This window comes from Streptomyces sp. NPDC051214 (assembly GCF_040682375.1).
GTDB lineage: Bacteria > Actinomycetota > Actinomycetes > Streptomycetales > Streptomycetaceae > Streptomyces.
This window is the reverse complement of sequence record NZ_JBFBAT010000012.1, coordinates 130,140-149,358: the sequence shown is the minus strand read 5'-3', so window position 1 is coordinate 149,358 and position 19,219 is coordinate 130,140. Positions and strand designations below refer to the sequence as shown.

The 19,219-nt window shown below is 68.7% G+C and carries 14 protein-coding genes and 3 pseudogenes; 12 read left to right on the top strand and 5 right to left on the bottom strand.

Annotated features, from left to right (window positions below; all coding sequences use genetic code 11):
- Window positions 1-5 precede the first annotated feature (5 nt).
- Window positions 6-1,310 (top strand): ATP-grasp domain-containing protein, encoded by a 1,305-nt coding sequence (locus AB0M70_RS29735; protein ID WP_365824585.1) that lies wholly within the window; start codon window positions 6-8, stop codon window positions 1,308-1,310.
- A gap of 96 nt (window positions 1,311-1,406) precedes the next feature.
- On the opposite strand, the gene AB0M70_RS29730 is transcribed toward AB0M70_RS29735, so the two are convergent.
- Window positions 1,407-2,897: an MFS transporter gene (locus AB0M70_RS29730; RefSeq protein ID WP_365824583.1), complete on the bottom strand. Its 1,491-nt coding sequence runs from the start codon at window positions 2,895-2,897 to the stop codon at window positions 1,407-1,409.
- 383 nt (window positions 2,898-3,280) lie between these two features.
- Complete coding sequence (locus AB0M70_RS29725; RefSeq protein WP_365824581.1) at window positions 3,281-6,526, bottom strand: helix-turn-helix domain-containing protein; 3,246 nt, start codon at window positions 6,524-6,526, stop codon at window positions 3,281-3,283.
- A gap of 292 nt (window positions 6,527-6,818) precedes the next feature.
- On the opposite strand from AB0M70_RS29725, the gene AB0M70_RS29720 reads away from it, so the two are divergent.
- Window positions 6,819-7,208 carry a hypothetical protein gene (locus AB0M70_RS29720; RefSeq protein WP_365824579.1) on the top strand — a complete coding sequence of 130 codons (390 nt, stop codon included), beginning with the start codon at window positions 6,819-6,821 and terminating at the stop codon, window positions 7,206-7,208.
- Between the two features lie 206 nt (window positions 7,209-7,414).
- Here AB0M70_RS29720 and AB0M70_RS29715 read toward each other — a convergent pair whose 3' ends face one another.
- Complete coding sequence (locus tag AB0M70_RS29715) at window positions 7,415-7,966, bottom strand: hypothetical protein (RefSeq protein WP_365824577.1); 552 nt, start codon at window positions 7,964-7,966, stop codon at window positions 7,415-7,417.
- A gap of 174 nt (window positions 7,967-8,140) precedes the next feature.
- Between AB0M70_RS29715 and AB0M70_RS29710 the strand changes: the two are divergent.
- The 3 genes and pseudogenes from AB0M70_RS29710 to AB0M70_RS29700 form a co-directional block, all read left to right on the top strand.
- Window positions 8,141-8,368 (top strand): annotated as a pseudogene (locus tag AB0M70_RS29710) (helix-turn-helix transcriptional regulator); the annotation flags it as partial.
- 126 nt (window positions 8,369-8,494) lie between these two features.
- The gene (locus tag AB0M70_RS29705; protein ID WP_365824812.1) at window positions 8,495-10,438 is read left to right on the top strand and encodes a tetratricopeptide repeat protein; all 1,944 of its coding nucleotides are present in this window, start codon (window positions 8,495-8,497) and stop codon (window positions 10,436-10,438) included.
- 122 nt (window positions 10,439-10,560) lie between these two features.
- Window positions 10,561-11,259 (top strand): alpha/beta hydrolase, encoded by a 699-nt coding sequence (locus tag AB0M70_RS29700; RefSeq protein WP_365824575.1) that lies wholly within the window; start codon window positions 10,561-10,563, stop codon window positions 11,257-11,259.
- A 396-nt stretch (window positions 11,260-11,655) separates the two neighbouring features.
- On the opposite strand, the gene AB0M70_RS29695 is transcribed toward AB0M70_RS29700, so the two are convergent.
- Window positions 11,656-12,234, bottom strand: coding sequence for a TetR/AcrR family transcriptional regulator (locus AB0M70_RS29695; protein ID WP_365824573.1), 579 nt, complete (start codon window positions 12,232-12,234; stop codon window positions 11,656-11,658).
- 535 nt (window positions 12,235-12,769) lie between these two features.
- Between AB0M70_RS29695 and AB0M70_RS29690 the strand changes: the two are divergent.
- The 7 genes and pseudogenes from AB0M70_RS29690 to AB0M70_RS29660 form a co-directional block, all read left to right on the top strand.
- A pseudogene (locus tag AB0M70_RS29690) lies at window positions 12,770-12,946 on the top strand (hypothetical protein); the annotation flags it as partial.
- A gap of 90 nt (window positions 12,947-13,036) precedes the next feature.
- The gene (locus AB0M70_RS29685; protein ID WP_365824571.1) at window positions 13,037-13,687 is read left to right on the top strand and encodes a CatB-related O-acetyltransferase; all 651 of its coding nucleotides are present in this window, start codon (window positions 13,037-13,039) and stop codon (window positions 13,685-13,687) included.
- 54 nt (window positions 13,688-13,741) lie between these two features.
- Window positions 13,742-14,284 carry a hypothetical protein gene (locus AB0M70_RS29680; RefSeq protein WP_365824824.1) on the top strand — a complete coding sequence of 181 codons (543 nt, stop codon included), beginning with the start codon at window positions 13,742-13,744 and terminating at the stop codon, window positions 14,282-14,284.
- Window positions 14,178-14,786: pseudogene (locus AB0M70_RS29675) on the top strand (erythromycin esterase family protein); the annotation flags it as partial. The gene AB0M70_RS29680 and the pseudogene AB0M70_RS29675, both read left to right, overlap by 107 nt.
- 228 nt (window positions 14,787-15,014) lie before the next feature.
- Window positions 15,015-15,428 carry a VOC family protein gene (locus AB0M70_RS29670; RefSeq protein ID WP_365824810.1) on the top strand — a complete coding sequence of 138 codons (414 nt, stop codon included), beginning with the start codon at window positions 15,015-15,017 and terminating at the stop codon, window positions 15,426-15,428.
- A 280-nt stretch (window positions 15,429-15,708) separates the two neighbouring features.
- Window positions 15,709-16,380, top strand: coding sequence for a hypothetical protein (locus tag AB0M70_RS29665; protein ID WP_365824569.1), 672 nt, complete (start codon window positions 15,709-15,711; stop codon window positions 16,378-16,380).
- 923 nt (window positions 16,381-17,303) lie between these two features.
- Window positions 17,304-17,750, top strand: coding sequence for a hypothetical protein (locus tag AB0M70_RS29660; RefSeq protein ID WP_365824567.1), 447 nt, complete (start codon window positions 17,304-17,306; stop codon window positions 17,748-17,750).
- A gap of 973 nt (window positions 17,751-18,723) precedes the next feature.
- On the opposite strand, the gene AB0M70_RS29655 is transcribed toward AB0M70_RS29660, so the two are convergent.
- On the bottom strand, window positions 18,724-19,146 hold the full coding sequence (locus AB0M70_RS29655) for a helix-turn-helix domain-containing protein (protein WP_365824565.1): 423 nt from the start codon (window positions 19,144-19,146) through the stop codon (window positions 18,724-18,726).
- Window positions 19,147-19,219 lie beyond the last annotated feature (73 nt).

Genomic DNA, 19,219 nt, shown 5'->3' with positions numbered 1-19,219 from the left:
GTCGCATGCCAGAGTCCACCGGAGCCTTCGTTCAGATCGGCGCGACCCGCGACGGCCTCGATGCCTACCGGGCGTGCGCGCACCGACGCGGCTTGCCGACTGTACTGGTGGATACACCTGCCTACCTGAAGTGGCGTCGTCTCCTTGGGCGCCCGTTCTTCGACATCGAGATTCCGGTGCCGGCACCGCAATGCCCGGACCAAGTCGTCGCGGCCGTCACCGGTGCGGGAATCGAACCGGTCCTGGTACTGGCGGGCTTCGATCACTACACGGCCAGTGCCTTCGAGGTGGCGACTCGTCTGGGGGCCGCGCCGCGCCGGCAGGGCCGTGCGGGCTTCGCTCCCAGCGACAAGGCATGGCAACGCACTGTTCTGGCCCGCCACGCCCCGCAAACGCTCCAGCCGGCCCACATCCACCTCGGCCCCAACACGGTGACCAAGCCGCAGCAGGCAGCTGGGAACCTGCCCGTCGCGGTGGAACGACTGAACGCCCTGGCCTACCCGCAGGTCGTCAAACCGGTCGACGGCGGCGGCAGCCTCGGCGTGTACCTCGTGCGCAGTCAGACGGAGAGGGAAGCCGCCCTCCGGAAGGCCGCAGCCACCGCGAACTTCGGCGGAGCGGCGTTCTCGGGTTTCCTGGTGGAAGAGCACGTCTCGGGCACCGAGTACTCGCTGCAATGCCTTGCGTGGGAGGGCAAGGCCCATGTGCTGTCCTTCTGCGAAAAGGTCGTACTCCCAGAGTGCAACGGCACCCTCGAAGGCTTCCGCGAGGTCGGCCACATCGCGGCTCCCGGCGACCAGGCGCCCGCAGAACTGAAGGTCATGGCTCAGGCTTGCCTGGACGCGACCGGGTTCGAGGAAGGCCCTTTTCATGTCGACCTCATCCGCAACCACGAAGGAGCGGCCTTCCTCGAGATGGGCTTCCGGCTGTCAGGCCTCGGGCTGGTCGCCGTCGTCGAACAGGCGACCGGCATCAACTGGGCCGAGCTGGCCTTCGCAGCCCACCTTGACCACCGACCCCCAGACCTCAAGCCGGGTGAGAACCACGCCCGCACCATCGGTCAGTTGATCGCCACACACCCCACACAGCTGACCCGGGCCAATGACCTCGCTGCCCGCCGACCGGGGATTCGGATACACCGCGCGCCCAGCGCGCCCGACACACAACTGTTCTCGCCGGCGGACCTGCGCACACTGGCACCGGACCGCGAACGCCACGCGGTGATCCTGGGCAAAGTGATCATCACTGCGGAGGACGCCGCCGACGTGCGGCAACAACTCATTCACTGCGCCGCTGCCGGGCACAGCTGACCTCGCCCCAACCCGGGCGCTGCCAAAGACGGCGAGGATGGGGGGAGGCTGAGGGCCTGGGCCCCGGACGACCTCACGCCCGGGGCCCAGGGTCACTCAGCCGGCCTGCTTGGTGGCTTGCTTGGTGGCCTGCTTGGGCAGGCAGAACAGCAGGGCCCACAGCAGGGCCAGGATGCTGGCGACCCACCACAGCACGGTGATGAACGCGTCGCGGTTCAGTGCGGCCTCGGGTGAGCCGCCGGTGGTCGCGAAGAACACCAGGGCGGTCAGCGCGGAGCCCAGGGCGATGCCCAGGTGCATGACGGTATTGAACAGGCCCGAGGCGGACCCGGCGTCCTCGTGCGGGACCCGGGCCAGCGACATGTCGGCGAGCGGGCCGCCGACCATGCCGAGACCGAAGCCGATCAGAACCACCGGAGCGGTCATCGCCAGCAAGGACAAGCTCCCTTGACCTGCGTTGATCTGGAGTCCGTAGCCGGCCATCGAGGCGAGCGCGACAAGAGCTCCGGTCTGCGGCAACCGGCGGGCGAAGCGCCCGCCGCTCTTGGCCACGACCGTCGCACCGCCCAGCTCTCCGACGGAGAGCAGCACGAAGGCCAGCGCCGCATGGAAGGGGCTCATGCCCAGTCCGAGCTGGAGGTAGAGCGTCCAGGTCATGAAGAACAGGCCGCACAGGAGGCCGTGCATGAGCTGCGCGGCCATGCCGCCGGAGAGCTGCCGGTTCCGGAAGAGAGACAGGGGCACGAGCGGGGCGTTGCCCTGCCTGCGCTTTTGGTGACGTAGGAAGACAGCGAGGACGAGCAGGCCCGCGGCGAGCAGAACAAAGCACCACAGTGGCCAGTGGTGCAGGTGTCCCTCGGTGAGCGGGAAGACGATCAGGACGATGGCCAGCGCGGACAGCAGCATGCCGGTCAGGTCGAGCCGGTCGGCCTTCTGCACGGTGGACTCGGGGATGAACCGGCGTCCCAGGAGGAGCACGGCGAGGCCGACGGGCACGTTGACCAGGAAGATCGGCCGCCAGGACAGCCCGAACAGGTCCGCCTCGGTCAGCAGCCCGCCCATCACCGGGCCCAGCACATTGGCCAGCGACATGACGGCCCCGTACAGACCAAACACCTTGCTGCGGTTCTGGCCCTCGAAGGTGACGTGGAGGGTGGCCAGGATCTGCGGGATCATCACGGCTACCCCCACGCCCTGGAGCGCGCGGGCGGCGATCAGCGCGCCCGGCCCGGCAGCAAGGCCGCACAGCAGCGAGCCGGTGGTGAACACGACGGTGCCGATGAGCAGGAGCTTGCGGCGGCCGTAGAGGTCGCCGAGGCGTCCGCCGGTGATCAGTCCGACGGCGATGGGCAGTGAGTAGCCGGTGGTCAGCCACTGCACCATGTCCGCTCCGGCGCCGGTCGACTCCTGGATCGCGGGGAGTGCGGTCAGGACGACCGACTGGTCGATCATGTCCATCAGCTCGGCGCCCAGGAGCACCAAGAGGGCGATCCAGGCCGCCAGGCCCATCTTCGACAGTCCGGGTGTGGGGTGGGTTGGGGGCTGGGTGGTGTGGCGCGGCTCGTTCTCGAGCGCGGAGGAAGACACGACGGAAACTCCTGATCCAAAGGAATCGGGGAGCCCTGCCGACAACCGCACCGGGGCGGAAAACACCGAAGCCCGGGGCAGATGGCAGAGCTGCACCCGGGAGAAAACTGCGGGGAAGGGTGACGCAACTCAGGCCAGCGCGACGTCCGCCCCCAGACACGTGCGACAAGACAGCACGCGGGGAACGCGGACGGCTACATGGCCTGGTTAATAAGTCGTCACCTCAAGATCGACACAGTTGGAACAGAAGATCCGTTCGCTGCCACCGATACCTCGGCACAGGAACTCATCCACGATACGACATCCCGGTCCCCCGGTACACCAGGTGGTGCACCCACCCCCACCCTTACCGGTAGACCGCAGGGTTCGCTCCCCGCGCTCCTTCAGCACGTCTTCCGGTACGGGACTTCTGGAACGTACGTCTGCCAGTCGGCGGCCGACACGCCCCCGCGGGAGCGCTCGCACACGGCCTTGGCGACGAGGCTGGGCTCGACGGGGTAGGTGTGGGGCCGGGTGTGGGTGCCGCGCACGGTCAGGGATCTTCCGTCGTCGCTGAAGGTGAGGGACGTCGTGGTGTCTCCTGTGGTGAGCAGGCCGCCGCCCAGGGGCTGGGTCGATGCGGTGTCCCAGAGTTGTACGGTGGCGCCGGCCGCGACGGCAAGGATGCGGCCGTCGGGCGAATAGGCCAGCGCGGAGATGGGGCGGGGTCCGCCGTCCCCCACGTCATCGGCGGGGGCTGCTGCGAACATGCTGAGGCGCCGTTCGACCGCCCGGTCCCAGAGAGTGACCCAGCCCGTCTCATCCCCGGTCGCCACCCGGTCGACGGTGTCCGGGCCGATGGCGACGGAGGTCAGCCAGCCGCCGGAAAAGCGGTCCGAGCCATGGCGTTGCGGCGCGGTCTTCTTGTGGGCGAGGCTTCGCCAGCCGGGGTCCACGGCGTCTCCGAGATGGAGGGTCCGCGTCACCGAGGCCGAGGCGGTCTGTCGCTCGATGTAGCGGATCATCCTGCGGTCCGGATACAGACGTACCTCGGTGACGCTCCGGCCCTTGAGGGGGTAGTGGTAGATCGGTTCGGCGAGGTCGCTGACCCGCCGTACGCGGATGTCCCGGTCGTCCGCGGTGATCAGGAACTGCCCGTCGGGAGTGACGTGGTGCGGCCCGGACTTCGGGACGGAGGGCAGCTCTTTTCGCGTGGCCAGATTCCAGGTCCGTATCCGGTCATGGAGAACGATCATCAGGATGTCCCTGCTCGGGTGGAGAAGGAAAACGGGGACAGACAGCCCGCCGGACGTGTTGGCGTCTGCGCGGTCCCGCGGGCCGCAGGCCAGACGGACGACGGACGCCCACCGTCCGGTGGCGCGCAGCCGTCGGGTCTCACGGCCGTTCACCACTTCCAGTTCACCGGAATCCGTGCAGACGGCACGGCGCCGGTCGTCCGGGGGGTCGGCGGAGCGCAGGGCTTCTTCGGTCTCGCTCCGCGATAGCTTGCGGTGCCGTCGCAGGTCCCACAGCCCGGTCCGCCGGTTGTCGGACCAGAGGCTGAGCGTGTGGGTGTTCGGTCCGAACGTCACCCCCACGTCGGTGAGGGAGGCCGGGAGTCGGGTCGACGCACCGGATGTCAGGTCCAGCAGCTCCCACCCGGCGTGCGAGAACAGCAGCAGACGCCGGTTGTCGGAGGAGGCGTCGAACAGTTCCTGACGCCTCTTGATTCGTGCCGTGCCGTTCTGCTGCTGAGTGTCCAGGTCCCACACGCGTACGCGCCCCGAACCGCCGGAAACCATCGTGCGGCCGTCGAAGCTGAGCTGGCGGTGGTCGGCGGTACGTGCGCCGGGCTCGGCGAAGGCGTCTTGTTCACGCTGGGTCATGGCACCCATGAGTGCGGCCCGCGCCTCCAGCGTCGGGCTGATCCGCCACGCGGCGACGCTCAGGCGCATGGCGGTCAAGGGATCGGAGTAGCGCATGCTCTCGGCAGCCGACGCGACCCGGCGGGAGGTGGCCTCGGCGAGCCGCTGCTCGCCGTCCTGATCCCGCTGCCACGCCACCACCCCCGCGATCAGGGCGAGCACGGCTGCCACGGACAGGGCCGCACGCAGCCGACGCAACCGTCTCACCGTACGTCCTGCCAGGTGCTGCTCCTGAGTGCGCTGGGCGATACCGGCGTGGAGGAACGCCTGTTCCACCGGCGTCAGTTCAGGTGGGGCGAGCTGTTCCTCGGCCGTGGTCAGACGGCTGCCTCGGTACAGCGCCCCCGGGTCCTTGCCGAGATCGGCCCAGGCCTCTGCCGCCTCGGTCAGCCTTCGGTGGACGCGCAGGCGTTCGCGGTCGCGCTCGATCCAGTCGCGCAGCCGGGGCCAGCCGGTGATCAGCGCCTCGTGGGCGAGGTCGACGGTGTCCTCGTCGAGAATGACCAGGCGGGCGCGAGCCAGCCGGTCGAGGACGAGGGGGACCTCAACCGGTGCGTCGGCCAGGTCGAGTTCGCTCCGGGAGGCGGGGCGGCGGGTGTCGGGTGTGCCCTCGCCCGGGGCGATCAGCCTCAGCAGGATCCTTCGGGCGCAGTCGGCCTGCCGGACGGAGAGCTGGGTGTAGAGGTCCTCGGCGGTGCGGGCGATGGCGCCCTGGATGCCGCCCGCTGCCCGGTAGGCAGGCAGGGTCAGAGCGCGACCTGTGCGGCGGCGCCAGGTCTCCAGCAGGGCGTGGGACATCAATGGCAGGCCGCCTGGTGTGTCGCTGACGTCCTCGATGATCCTCGCGGTCAGTTCACGCTCGACGATCAACCCCGTGGCGGTCGCCGGTTTGACGATGGCCTGGCGGTATTCGGCCGGGCTCATGGGCCCGACGAGGACGGTGGCGTCCCGCAACTGGGCGGCCAGCGCGTGGTGTTCGGCACAACGGCCGAAGAAGTCTGCCCGTACCGCGATGATCACCCGCAGTCGGCGGCCGGGGTCCGCCGCTTGCACCAGAAGGTCGAGGAAAGCCGCGCGCTCACCGAGGTCGGCGCAGAGAGTGAACAGCTCCTCCAGCTGATCGACCACGACGACCGTGTCCCCAGTGCCTTGGGCTGCCGTCATCAACCCGGCATGCGTGGACAGAGGGTGAGGTCCCGGGGTCAGGATCCTGAGGGCCGTCGGCCGGTGGTCCGGGGTGCCCTCCTGCTGCAGAGCGGGAATCAATCCCGCGCGCAAGAGGGAGGACTTGCCGCTGCCCGAAGCGCCGACGACCGCGACCACCCGGTGGTCCTGCACCCGCTCGACGAGCTGAGCCACCAGTTGCTCGCGGCCGAAGAACAGGTCCCGGTCACCGGGTTCGAACCGTGCCAGCCCTCGATACGGCGCCCGCGCTCCCCCGCCGTGCCGTGGCTCCACGGCCTTCTCCTCGGCCGCCGCATGCCAGCGCTGCTCCCACTCGGCGGGATCCGCGCCACACGCCCGTACGTAAGCCAACGCGACCGGCAGGGACGGCAACCGCTCACCGGAGGCTGCCCGCGACAGCGTGGCGACCGAATAGCCCGTGCGCTGCGCCATGACCCGATACGTCAGCGCCCCGGCCTCCTGGCGCAGCTTGCGCAGCTCGAACGCGAAACGCTGCACCGATCCGGCCGCCGGGTCCAACTCGCCTTCACGGCGCCCCATCTCGACCTCCCCCAGAAGTCCCTACGCGCATGAAAGCAAGCGGCTACTTTCCCACCCCTGCGGGGCCGGTCGCAAAGCTCTGAGCAGCGTGTTCCAGCCGTTTGCGGCCCCTGATGGGCGGCTCGCCGTTTTGTTGCACGCGGCGCCACGGGGCTGCGCAACAACGAACCGACGCACAAACCTGGTGCCTGCCTCCCCGGACGCCCCGGGGAGGCATCCGGCAGACACGGGGGACGCCGTTCGTGTCCGCGGCACAAATCCCGCGTCGATGAGAACAAAGAAGAGGGGAACCATGCGCACACACAAGAAGATCGCCACGGCCCTGGCCGTCGGCACTCTGGCCGCAGGTCTGCTCACCGGCGGCGCCGGTACGGCCTCGGCGGACGTCACCCCGATGTCCTGCCTCGGCGGTGCGAAGAACTTCAGCACGACGAACAAGGTGTGGCCGGCCTACCCCAACTGGGCTACCACCACCGCCAACTGCGCCGACGTCAACGTGAAGGCGACGATCGGCGCGAACGTGCAGGCCTGCTTCTACCAGGGCGCGGGCGCGCCGCATAAGTGCTACCCGCAGCGCTGGCTCTCGCAGGGCGTGTGGGACACGGCCGTGACCGACGTGGCGAACGGCAAGAAGTTCTACCTGAAGTTCGATCGCAACACGAGCGGCAAGATCGCCTACTGACCTAGGGGTGAGGGCTGTTGCGCGGCTGCCATGCGGCCACGCAACAGCCTGCTGCGCGAGGCCAAGGATCTCGCCACGCAGCCGACCTGGGCCCGCAGCAAAACCGCACGATCAGGCTGGAGCCGTACAGGCCTCCGTGCACAGAGCTGCCAGCGGATCTCTCCGTGGCCGACATCCAGCAGGGCACGGCCGCTGCGTGTCCGCTTTCACAGCTGGTACGGGTCGGTGAGGTCCGTCAGTGGGACACCGGACCGCTGGGAGACCAGTTCGGCGAGCTTACGTACGCCGCTGTACGTGGTGTTGAACCTCCACGCGGCTTCGTGGCCGGTCATCCGCGCGGTGAACGCCACCTCGTAGGCGAAAGCGCTACCCGCGGGAAGCGAGCCGATGGCGAACTGTGTCCTCTCGCCCCGGATCGAGCGGATCTCCGACCAGGCCACGCTCACCATGCGCTTTCCGGCGGCGTCGACGAAACCCTCCGTGAACACGTAGAGCCCACCGCGCATCCGCTGAAACCAGACATAACCCCACGTGATGACGATCAGCAGGCCGGCCCCTACGACGCCGCGACCCCAAAGGTTGTCCGGCCCGTTGACCAGGAAGTTCGTGACAACGACAAGGATCACCAGACAAGCCGCCGCCCCGCCGAGGCCGGGACGCCGGGGCACCCGCTGCTCGAAATCGCCGAAGTTCTCGCGAAGGGCGCGAGCCAGCACGCGAGGTGTGGGCGTGTCAGTTGGCTTGCTCGTCCCGGCCATCGGGCCATCGTAGCGAGCCTCAACCGCCAGGCTCACGGCCCACACCTGTGGCTGGGCGTCACATCGAACGTCCGCGGCTGATCGCAATGGTGCGGGACCGTGGGCCGTACGGCACAGTGACAGGCAACGTGCGCACGAGGGCGACCTGAACAGCCATGGGGATCTGGGCAGTTCGTGAATGCGTTGGCCGCTTGGAGGGGTGGGGCCTTGATCGAGCCAGTGGGTTTTGGGGAAGTGTTACGCGCTCACCGGCGCTCGGCGCGACTGACCTTGGAGAAGCTGGCGGAGGTGTCGGGGGTCAGCGCCCGCGCACTGTCGGACATGGAGCGGGGGCGCAGCACAGGACCGCAGCATCGCACCGTCACCGCGTTGGCGGACGCGCTTGCACTGCAAGAGGAAGCTCGCCGGCAGCTGATCGATCTGGCCCGCGAAGGCAGGCTGCAGAGCCACTGGACACGTCCTGGTGGTCTGTGTGAACTGCCCAGGGTCGTTGCGGACTTCACTGGTCGCAGCGCGGAACTGATCTGGATGAGCGAACTGGTGTACGCCGAGAGTTCGCCGGGCGTGGGGGTGGTGGGGCTCATCACCGGCTCCGCGGGCCTGGGCAAGACGTCCGTCACTGTCCGTGGGGCTCATACGGTGCGTCCGAGCTTTCCGGGCGGGGTGTACTTCATCGATCTGTTCGGGATGTCCCAGCACCCGTTGTCTTCCGATGACGCGTTGTCGGTGCTCCTGCGCGCACTGGGTGTCCCGGCCCCACAGGTCCCCGGCGGCCTTCAGGAGCGGGCATCGCTGTACCGCTCGCTGCTGCACGACAAGCGGGCTCTGGTCGTTCTTGACAACGCCGCTTCCGAGCAGCAGGTGAGGCCCCTGCTGCCGACCGAGGGTGTGAGCAGGGCGTTGGTCACCTCCCGGCGGTTACTGGCGGGCCTCGAGGGCGTGCGCAGGCTTGTCCTCGGCCCGCTGGCGTCACCCGACTCCATGCGACTGCTGACCGGAGTTCTGGGGGAACGCGCCGTATCCGACGAGGAATCGGCACTCACCCGGCTCGCGGAACTGTGCGGTGGGCTGCCGCTGGCCCTGCGGATCATCGGCAACCGGCTGGCGAGCCGGCCCGAATGGGACGCGGCCGAACTCGCCAGTCGGCTGGCCGACGAGGAGAGTCGGCTCGATCAGTTCAAGGCCGGGGACCTCAAGATCGCCAACGCGTTCGGCATGTCGTACGAGCAGCTCTCAGACCGCGCGCGGCGGCTTTTCCGCCGCCTGGCCGTGGTACCGGGCCGGGACTTCGACGCAACTCTGGCGGCCGTGGCCGGGGGGATGGCGATGGAGGACGCCTGGAACGCGCTCGATGACCTGGTCGACCTGGGCCTGCTGCAGGACAGCAGCTCGGGTCGTTATCGCTTCCACGACCTGGTTCGCCTGTTCGCCCGCAACCGGTTCAAGGAAGAGGAGTCCCCGGCCGGACGTGAGGCCGTGACGGGCACGGTGACGTCGTGGCTGCTGCGCATGGCGACCATGGCGGGGCGCTGGTTCGAACCCGGTTACGGATGGCCCGACCGCCCTGACCCCGATCTCGCTGTCCTGGCAGCGGCGGAAGAGGCCGACGGGTGGCTGCGCGCGAACGCGGACAACTGGGTGGGGGCGATGCGGGCCGCGATGAGCGGCAGCAAAGAGCACTCCCTCGTCCTGGACTGCGCGGAGTCGATGCACTGGTTCTCGGAACGGTGGGTGCACAGCCCGCACTGGCACGAGGTCTTCACGCTCGGCTCGCGGGCTGCCGCAGCTCAGGGCGACCTGGCGCAGCAGGCGACGCAGCTGAACTATCTGGCGTGGTTCCACTCGGTGCCGCCGGCAGCTCCTGAGGCCGCGCTGCGGTGCGCGGACGAGGCCCTGGAACTGGCCACCCGGAGTGGAGCCACGGCGCAGATCGCCTGGTCCCTCGAGTACACCGCGGGCGCACTGCTCCAGCTCGGAAAGCCCGGCGAAGCCAGCACGTTCTCATCCCGGGCAGCGGAGACGTTCAAGAGCATCGGCGACACGGACTGCTACGTCCAGTGCCTCGCCAACGTCGCCCACTGCCTTCGCAGCCAAGGACGCTACGCCGAGGCGCTCGAGCAGTACCGCACAGGGCTCGCGCTGATAGACGACGAGGGCTCGGGGATGACGCCGAGTGTCGCGCTCCACAGCCGGCCCTTCGCGCTGATCCGCATCGGCCAGTGCCTGGGACACCTCGGCCGCCGCACCGAGGCGATCACCATGCTCGACGCGGCGATCGGCCTGCTGGACACACTCCAGATCTCCGACTTCCGACAGGCCGGGGCCCTTGCGGAGCTGGCCTCGCTGCTGGCGGACGAGGGACGCACCGACGAGAGTCGCCTCACCTACGCGCGAGCGGCACAGGTATACGAGGCGATCGGCGACACCGAAGCCCGTCATCGCTGCCACGTCCTGGCCACCGGCGGTTCCTGATCGCGGAATTCCGGCATCCCGCAACTCTGCGTGCTGCTCTGCGTGTTCCGGCCGTCGGCGCGCGACTTGGATGGAGCTCGCCGGACAGGCATGGGGCCTGCCCCTCGAGACGGGACATGATCATGACGGCCATCAGGAACATCGTGCTCGTCCACGGCGGCTTCGTGGACGGATCAGGCTGGCAGGGCGTCCACGAGCACCTCACCGCCGACGGCTACCGGGTAGCCGTCGTACAGAACCCGACTCTGTCACTGGCCGGTGACGTCGCGGCCACCCACCATGTCCTCGACGGCCTCGACGGTCCGGCCGTGCTGGTCGGCCATTCGTACGGCGGCGTCGTCATCACCGAGGCCGGCAACCACCCGAACGTCGCCGCACTCGCCTATATCGCCGCGTTCGCCCCGGACAAGGGCGAGTCGGTCGGCTCGCTGATCGCCGACCCGCCGCCCGGCGCGCCGGTCCCGCCGATCCTGCCGCCCCAGGACGGTTTCCTGTTCCTGGACCGGGACAAGTTCGCGGCGTCGTTCGCCGCCGATGTGCCCGAGGCGCAGGCGGCGTTCATGGCCGACTCCCAGGTCCCCTGGGGTGTCGACGCGCTCGGCGGGGCGGTCTCCGAGCCGGCCTGGCGGACCAAGCCGTCCTGGTACCTGGTCGCCACCGACGACCGCATGATCCCGCCGCCGGCGCAGCGCGCCATGTCCGAGCGGGCTGGCGCGACCGTGTCCGAAACCCCGGGCAGCCACGCCGTCTACGTCTCCCGCCCGGCCGTCGTGGCCGCCGTCATCGCGCAAGCCGCCGAGAGCCCGGGCGGCCAGTCCTAGCAGTCGCACCACGGCTTGTCCGGGCGGTGACTGCGCCCGGGCGAGACTCACTCCCCCCTTCCCGCCCCGGCGCCCCGGGCGCCGCATGCTCGGCGGGCCGGGCCTCTGCAGCAGCAATCCGGCCTACGCGGACTGGATCCACCACACGATCAGGCACGAGCGGCACACCTCATCAGCCTCAGATCCTGAACCGCGCCACACGCAGGCGCGGCATCCCGGCGCCGGCGGGGTGCGGGCGAAGCTGCCGCTCCTGAGGGTCGCCTGCGGACACTTCGCACACGCGGCGAGGCGGGCTGCCCGGTGCGTCCGACTGTCAGACGTTGCGGAACGCCCCCCGGCGGCGGGAGCCGTCGGGGCCGCCGCGCGGTGGATCAGCGCCGGCAAGCTGATCTCCTTTCACGGGCGTGGTGCCATCCCGGTGAAGAGAGCGTCGAGCGTCCGGTCGACGTACGCGTGGGTCAGCGGTTCCTGCGTGATCAGCAGGCGGAAGTACAGCGGTCCGGAGAGGATCGCCATGGCCAGTTCCAGGTCGAAGTCGGGCGATAGCTGTCCCTGGTCGCGGGCTGCCTTCAGGCGTGTGACGGTCTTGTCCGCTTGCGGGGCGATGAAGTGTTCGTTGAGGGCGGCGGCAACGCCGGGGTCGTGCTGGGCTTCGCCGATCAGTGACTGGAAGAGGGGCCGGACCGGCTCCGAGGCCAGGAGGTCGACGGCCTCGTAGATCTGCTGGCGCAGGTCTACGAGGACGTCGCCGGTGTCGCGGTAGTCCAGTCCTGCTTCGTTGAGCGACAGCAGTGAGTCGAGCAGCAGGGCGCCCTTGGAGGGCCATCGGCGGTAGATGGTGTGCTTGCCGACACCGGCCCGGGTGGCAATCGCTTCGATGCTGAGCTTGGCGTAGCCGAGTTCCTGGCCCAGTTCCAGCGTCGTTCGCTTGATCGATTCGGTCAGGTCCGGGCCGCTGCGGCGGGCGTTGGTCATGTTGCCACTCTAGCGGCACGGCACGTGCCGTTCTTGACACGGACTCCATGAGCCGTGCACGCTGCTCTCAAGAACGGCACGGCACGTGCCGTTCCATATTGAGGGTGGGTGTATGGACGCTGACGTGATCATTGCGGGTGTGCGGCCGACAGGCCTGATGCCGACCGGGGCACTACGCACCGCAGGCGTACACCCCGCTGGTCCTGGAGCGGCAACAGCGGTTGCGCGAGACGCCGCGGGCGAACGGCCTGGGCGGGCAGATCCTGCAACTGCTGCACTACCGGGGCATGCCGGCAGCCCTCCAAGCAGCCAGCTGCGCCCCTCACCCCCCTCTCTGGTTTCCGTTCGGTGACGTGCATCTGAACGTCAGGGACCTGACGGATCCACCCATGCACTCGGCCCCGGTATCGCCCCTGACGGGTACCTTCGCACCCGACTTCACCCTGGGCAGAGGCCACGGCACGACCGGCGTCGCGCAACTCCTGTACCCCGCACGCCCGGTGTTCCTTGACCTCGCAGACCGTCCGACCTCCGCGAGATCGCCGAGGGCTGGGCACACCGCGTCGACGTGCACTACGCCCGCACCGATCACCGGTCGGCCGACGCCCTCCTGATCCCTCCGGACGCCCACATCGCCTGGGCTGCATCCGCCGACACATCCTGCTACACCCCCGCAGCCGCACCCGCACTGCGACAAGCACTCTTCGCCTGGCTCGGACATCCGCCAGAACCAGGAGCGCCCGCCCCACCGGCCGGCAACGGATCGCACACTGACCACACGCACACGACAAGGACATCGACCATGCCCGTAGTCACCGACCCCACAACGCTTCACCCGATGCCCGGCCAGCCCCGGGTGGTGCTCCTCAAGCCGTTGATCACATCCCCGCTGATCGAGGTCGGGGAGTACTCCTATTACGACGACCCCGACGATGCGACGGCGTTCGAATCCCGCAACGTGCTCTACCACTACGGACCGGAGAAGCTGGTCATCGGCAGGTTCTGCGCGCTGGGCACCGGGGTGCGTTTCCTCATGAACGGCGCCAACCACCGCATGGACGGCCCCTCGACCTTCCCCTTCCCCAGCATGGGCGGTTCCTGGACCGACCACTTCGACCTGCTCACCGACCTGCCCAACCGCGGGGACACCGTCGTCGGCAACGACGTCTGGTTCGGGCACAGCACGACCGTCATGCCGGGCGTGCGCATCGGACACGGCGCGATCATCGCCAGCGGCTCCGTGGTCACCAGGGACGTCCCCGACTACGGCATCGTCGGCGGCAACCCGGCACGCCTCATCCGCACCCGTCACAACGACCGGGACATCGCCCGGCTGCTCGCGCTGGCCTGGTGGGACTGGCCGGTGGAGCACCTCACCCGGCACATAAGGACTCTCATGTCCGGCAGCGTCGACCAGCTGGAGAACGCAGCCCCCACCCTCCCGCGCCCGTAAACCTCCCGCGCACCCCGCGTCCTCCCCTTCCCGCCTCCCGGAAGAGCAACCAGCATGCCCACCGCTACCGACCGAACCCCCTTCACCGACTGGCTCCACGACCATGCCACCGTGCTCCGCCACCTCGACCCAGCAGCGCCCCTGGACGACCTGGAACCGCTGCGCGACCTCCTCGACGGCGCCCGGGTGGTCGCCCTGGGCGAGCACTCCCACTTCATCGACGAGTTCGCCGCGATGCGCCAGCGCATCCTGCGCTTCCTCGTCGAACGCTGCGGCTTCACCGTCCTTGCCTTCGAGTACGGCTTCTGCGAAGCCACCCCCCTCGACGCCTGGGCCCGGGGCCATGGAGCCGACGACGATCTCACCACGCTCCTGGCGTCATCGGTTCCCATCGGACTCCCCGAGCCCTTGCGTTTCCTCCGCCGGCACAACCGCACCGCCGCAACACCGGTTCTTCACGGGAATCGACATCCCGGCCGCCGGCGGTTCGCTGCTCCCCGCCCTGGCCCCCGTCGCCGACTACCTCCGCCACACCGACCCGGAAACCCTGCCGATGGTCCAGGCCGCGATCACCATCGCCGCATCCTTCGCCGGTGACTCCGCGGCCGTGGCCGCACCCGCGTGGGCGCGCCTGACCACCAGCGAACAGGTCACCCTCACCGCACTGTTGACACGGCTGCACATCCGCTTCCGTGCCCTGAAACCGCTGTACCTCTCCCGTGGCGACCAGCACGGCTACGACAGCGCTCTGCGCTGCCTGGAAGCCGCCTGCCATGGCGACTACACCTTCCGCGCCATGGCCGCGCTCTTCGCCGGAGAGGGCCTCACCGCCGACACCTCCGCCCGTGACCTCTACATGGCCGAGTCGGTGCTGTGGCATCTGCGCCGCTCCGACTCCACGGCCCGCGTTGTCCTGGTGGCCCACAACGCCCACATCCAGAAGACACCGATCTTCTTCGACGGCCACCTCACCGGGCTCCCCATGGGACAGCACCTGCACAGCGCCCTGGGCGACGCATACTTCGCGCTCGGCTTGACAAGCGTCACGGGGCACACGGCCGAGATGCGCCGCAACGAGGAGGCCGCATTCGGATTCGACATCCATGACACCCCCGCTGGAGCCGCCCGTGCCGCAAAGCATCGAAGCGGCCTTCGCCGACACCGGGCTGGGACTGGCCGTGGCCGATCTCCGGCAGGCCCGGGACATCAACCTGAGCGGCCCCGAGCACATCCGAATGCAGAGCATCTATCAACGCACCCCGGTCATCGAGGCGTTCGACGGCATCCTCAGCACCCCCACGTCCACCGTTACCGCCCTGGAGAAGCCATGACCAGCAGGTTCACCGAATTGGTCGTCGACTGTCACGATCCGCAGCGGCTCGCGGCCTTCTGGTGTGAAGTCCTGGACTTCACGGTGCTCGACCGCAGCGAGGGCAAGGTCGAGATCGGCTCCTGGGAGCCGACCGCCGAGGAGGTCCGCACGAGCCAGATGCCGCCCACCCTTGTCTTCATCCAGGTGCCTGAGGCCAGGATCGTGAAGAATCGCCTCCACCTCGACGTCAGCCCCATCGACAACAGCACCGAGGAGGAAGTCGCCCGGCTGATCAGCCTCGGTGCCACCAGGGCGGACGCGGGCCACGACCCCGCCCGCAGCTGGGTGGTCATGGCCGACCCCGAGGGCAACGAGTTCGATGTCCTGCGCACCCTGGCACCAACTCCCCACGTCACACCCCCTGCATAGTCGGCACATGAGCATCCGCCCGAAACCACCGACGCGCGGCCCTGAAGGGCGCGCATGCCCGGCGGATGGGTCCGCCTGTTTCCCACCGACCACCCGTACGTCGGGACCGACCTCCTGAGAGCCGCAGGGGGCCATGAGGCACGCAAGGGAGTCAGCACTCAGCAGCTGTCAACTGGGGCGGCCCGACTTGTCGTCGACGGAGGGAGACGGGGCGCCGGCGGAAGGTCAGGCAGGCCTGGCGGCCCAAATGTCGAAGATCAACTGCGGTTAGGGTGTGCGCATGTCACGTGTGCGCGTCACCCTCGTCACCGCCCTTGCCGGGATGGCTCTACTCACCGCCTGCTCGTCGGCCAGCAACGAGGCGGGTACCGGTGATCAGGCGGACAAGCAGCAGGCTGTTCCCGCCTCGAAGGCGAAGCCGATCAAGGATCTCTCCCAGGCCCACCTCACGCAGGCTCTGCCAGGCGACGGCGAAACCCTTTCCGGCTACTCCCTGCACGGGGACAAGTCGGTGACGGAGGGACCGTACTGCAACGCTTCGCCGGACGCGGACTCCGCGCCAGCAGGCTGGGTCCGCGGCAGCGACTCCTCGTACGAGTACAACGGCTCCACGACCAACATGGCGCACGTGGCGATCTGTCTCTTCGACTCGGCTGGTGCCGCCCACACGCAATTCGCGAAGTGGACGGGCACCAAGCCGGACGAGCGGCACGCCCCCAAGAAGCCCATTGGCGACGAGAACACGCTGGTGATGATCAGCGACGATTCCGTCTACGGGTACGTCCGCTCGGGCAACGCCAACATCCGGGTCCGGATCGAAGGCGGCGCTGCGGGCGACCCCTCGGGCACGCAGGCCATGCTCGCCGCGACACTCGAGCGCCTCCAGCAGCTACAGGAGGGCAAGCCTGCGACCGCAACAGCCGCTGACGTACAGGCCGCCACGCGTCAGTAGCTTCGCCGGGTGTGAGGAAACGCTCATAAAGGGAACTGCTGTCTTATGCAGCAGTTCACGGATCTGCGTCTCGACCGCGTCCACAACCGAGCCCCTCGGCGCCCGCTGGTACTTCAGTCCACGCCTGACCCGCCCGACCACATGGAGAACCATGTGCCGCCGACCAAAGCGGAAGCCCCGGCCTCGGGGCCGGCGACACGCAAGCGCCTCGCCGCGGTGAGAAACTGCGCGGCGCGGCAACGGGCGGTGGCCCGCCGGATGCGGGTGGATGCCGCCCGGATGCGTGCACTCTACGCGGCTGCCTCCGCCGAGTTCGGCCGGGACCCCAGGTGAGGCCGCATCATCCCTAGCACGCGGCAACCCGACCCGGCTAGCACACTCCTGGTGCGGCCACGCTCCGGCCTGGTTTCGGCGGCAGGCGCAGGCGCGGGCGCGGCTGTTGCACGTCCGCGGAACGCAGCTGTAGCCGACAGCCAAAACGCCCCGCAGCGCCGCCCATGTACTGGCACTTGCCCTGGGGCAGACCTCTCACCCACCGGTGTCGTGGCCCGCGCCCCCCTCAAACCGAGCCGCAGGGCTCAAACGCGCGCTCGCCCGCTGCCTTCCTCCGAGCGAGCACAAGCCATACCAGGAGACTCACAGCTGCTTCGGGGCACCGGACTTCGCCCCCCACCGGCCTGAGCGCACGCACGACATCCCTCCACCAACGTCAGTATCAGACAGGCGCTTGGCTGATTTTCCCATCGTGAGCAGTCTGTGCCGTCTACGAGGGTGCCCTCGCCTTCGATCCATGGCGCCGGGCAGCCAGAGCAGGTCCCCCTCCGACGCGCATGTCCAGGCGGTCGGCCTCGGCCTCATATGATCAGCATCCCGGCGCCGCGGCGGTGTGCCCGCGCCGGAAGAGCAGTGCCGGAGGGGAAGATATGCGCAAGACGGTCGTTGGAGTCGCTGTGGCCATGGCGGCTGCGCTGCTTACAGGGTGCGGCGGCGGTGGTGACGACGCGAAGGCCGATGCCGGCAGTTCGACGAAGCCGACGAAGGAACCCGCGAAGACGGCGAGCAAGTGGGGCAAGCCGAAGACCTACGAAGTGACCGTCGCGGTCGAAGGCGAAGGCAAGCCCCTCATCACCTACGTGACGGACACCCTGCACTCCCAGCAGGCCACGCTCCCCTGGAAGAAGACCACCGAGGTGACGCTCAAAGGCGCGTTCCTCAAATCGGGCATCAATCTGTCCGTGGGGGCCCAAGCCGTGATGACTCCCAGCGGATCGTTCGACTTCCCGCCGTGCAGCATCAAGGTCGACGGGAAGACCGTCGCCAAGTACGCAGGCGGCGGATCCTCAAAGGGCTGCAAGTACCACTTGAAGTAGCGGGAAGGATGTATGCGGCCTCAGCGAGATCCTTCTCGACGGGGCCGCATGCTGTCGGGTGATACGTCAGGCCCCCTTGCGTACCGCCCGCATCTCCTAGCCCGGTTCGTTGCCCTGCAACCCCGGCTCTCGCCACATCCGTGGTCAGTCCGTGTCCGATTTCGGAGCGCACGCCGGACGCAACCGGGCTCTCACTTGCCCTCGTCAGCTGGCGGTGGGCCAGGAGAGCAGGAGCTGGGCGATCTTGTCACGGGTGCAGTCGCGGCTGGTCAAAAGGTCGCGCAGCTTGGTCGCCTCAATCCGCGTCGTGGATCCTGTTGGTTCGCAGGCCCGACGCTGCCTCGCCCCCCCCCTTTCTGGTCGTCCCGTCGGGGCCTCGACCCTCCTTGCCCAAGGCGTCGAACTTTTGGAGGAGGTCGTGGGCGATACGGGCACGGCATGCGGCTTCGGCTTCGGGCTACGACGCAGGCGTCTCGTGCCTTGCGCCTCCAAGACGTGGTCGCGTCGCTCTCCGCTCCAACAGCGCACAGAGTTCACTCCTCCTGCCAAGTCGTTGGTGGTAAAGGCGAGCAGGGCGAGGGCGCACACGCCGGGGTGGCGGTGTCGGACCTTGGCCTCGTGAAGGTGTCAGGGACGGCCTGGGCAACGCCGGGGCGGCCTGGTCGAGGAGTTTCTCCGGAGGCTGGCCGAGTTTGTGGTTGCAGATCCCAATAGACCGGCCGCAGGTCGGGGTTGAGGCCTCGAGCGGCTGGCGCTACGCGGACGTTGGTCTTGTCATCGTCGTGGTTCAGCGCCATTAGGGAGGGGTGCCGTGCGTCGGCCTCGACGAGCACGCCCCGTCCAGAACCGGCGCTTGCGATGAGGCGAATCTCCGGCTGCGAAACGGTGTTGGCAGCCTCGTCGGCAGCTCCGGGCGTTGGTCGCAACTAGCACACCTAGGTGGCGCGAATCATGACGCTGGTGACGCCGATGGTCATCGGATCTCGTTGTCGGGTTGCTGCGCGTCGTAAGCCTGGCGGGCATGGGCGATGGCGTCTCGGTGCTCGAGTGACCAGTCGGCCAGTGCCTTGACGAGGTGCGTCAGGCTCGCGCCGGTCTCGGTAAGTCGGTAGTCGACCTGGGCAGGCACAGTTGGGTAGACGGTCCGCATTACCAGCCCGTCGCGTTCCAGCCTGCGCACGGTCAGCGTCAGCATCCGCTGGGAGATTCCATCGATGGCGCGCTGAAGTTGCCGGAAGCGCCGCGCCCCGTTCGCAAGCTCGACGATCACGAGGACCGACCACTTGTCGCCCACGCGGTCGAGCACGTCGCGGATCCCGCAGTCGGGGTGGTCCGGTTGCCCGCACGGCTCCAACTCTGCGGGGCCAGCGGTTACATCGGTGTGCGTCACTGACATGAAAGTGCCTCCTTGTGGGCCGACCGCGGCCGGTTCAAGATCACGGTAGTTACTGAAGAGAACCACGGTAGGA

Bases quoted from the DNA above. Each gene is read 5' to 3' on its own strand.
- AB0M70_RS29735 (WP_365824585.1), top strand. From the start codon at position 6: ATGCCAGAGTCCACCGGAGCCTTCGTTCAGATCGGCGCGACCCGCGAC.
- AB0M70_RS29725 (WP_365824581.1), bottom strand. From the start codon at position 6,526: ATGGGGCGCCGTGAAGGCGAGTTGGACCCGGCGGCCGGATCGGTGCAG.
- AB0M70_RS29720 (WP_365824579.1), top strand. From the start codon at position 6,819: ATGCGCACACACAAGAAGATCGCCACGGCCCTGGCCGTCGGCACTCTG.
- AB0M70_RS29715 (WP_365824577.1), bottom strand. From the start codon at position 7,966: ATGGCCGGGACGAGCAAGCCAACTGACACGCCCACACCTCGCGTGCTG.
- AB0M70_RS29705 (WP_365824812.1), top strand. From the start codon at position 8,495: ATGAGCGAACTGGTGTACGCCGAGAGTTCGCCGGGCGTGGGGGTGGTG.
- AB0M70_RS29700 (WP_365824575.1), top strand. From the start codon at position 10,561: ATGACGGCCATCAGGAACATCGTGCTCGTCCACGGCGGCTTCGTGGAC.
- AB0M70_RS29695 (WP_365824573.1), bottom strand. From the start codon at position 12,234: ATGACCAACGCCCGCCGCAGCGGCCCGGACCTGACCGAATCGATCAAG.
- AB0M70_RS29685 (WP_365824571.1), top strand. From the start codon at position 13,037: ATGCCCGTAGTCACCGACCCCACAACGCTTCACCCGATGCCCGGCCAG.
- AB0M70_RS29680 (WP_365824824.1), top strand. From the start codon at position 13,742: ATGCCCACCGCTACCGACCGAACCCCCTTCACCGACTGGCTCCACGAC.
- AB0M70_RS29670 (WP_365824810.1), top strand. From the start codon at position 15,015: ATGACCAGCAGGTTCACCGAATTGGTCGTCGACTGTCACGATCCGCAG.
- AB0M70_RS29665 (WP_365824569.1), top strand. From the start codon at position 15,709: ATGTCACGTGTGCGCGTCACCCTCGTCACCGCCCTTGCCGGGATGGCT.
- AB0M70_RS29660 (WP_365824567.1), top strand. From the start codon at position 17,304: ATGCGCAAGACGGTCGTTGGAGTCGCTGTGGCCATGGCGGCTGCGCTG.
- AB0M70_RS29655 (WP_365824565.1), bottom strand. From the start codon at position 19,146: ATGTCAGTGACGCACACCGATGTAACCGCTGGCCCCGCAGAGTTGGAG.